The sequence below is a fragment of the Pseudonocardia sp. N23 genome, from assembly GCF_002583555.1.
In the GTDB taxonomy this organism is placed as follows: Bacteria; Actinomycetota; Actinomycetes; order Mycobacteriales; family Pseudonocardiaceae; genus Pseudonocardia.
Genome location: NZ_BEGX01000078.1, coordinates 1 through 359, shown reverse-complemented (window position 1 = coordinate 359; position 359 = coordinate 1). Strand labels below are relative to the sequence as shown.

The following is a 359-nucleotide window of genomic DNA, read 5'->3' as shown; positions in this document are numbered from 1 at the left end:
CGCGCCTTCTGGGTCCGCAGGCTCACCGCGACGTCGCGGGCCTCGATCTTGGTGCGGCGGATGACCACGTCGTCGCGGCCGGGTTCGTCGAGCTCCTTGGTGTAGGAGTCGTCGACCTCCTCACCGGTGACCGCGACGTGCATCCCGGTGGCGAGGGTGTCGTAGACGTTCTCGGCGAGCGGCCCGAACGCGACCACGTCCTTCCAGACGGTGGACCGGGAAACCCACTGGCCGCTGGCCTTGTCGAAGCGCCGGGAGTTGATCGCGATGGAGAAGTTGACCACCGCGTTGCCGGTGCGCTGGCTGTAGTTGATCCGGATCTCGCGGCCGACGGTGCCGTGGAAGGTGTTCTCGTTCAT

The 359-nt window shown here is 67.1% G+C and carries 1 protein-coding gene; it reads right to left on the bottom strand.

All coding sequences use genetic code 11. From position 1 onward, the window contains the following. Window positions 1-359, bottom strand: a 359-nt coding sequence (locus TOK_RS22895; RefSeq protein ID WP_098960075.1) for a single-stranded DNA-binding protein, incomplete at both ends; no start/stop codon positions are given.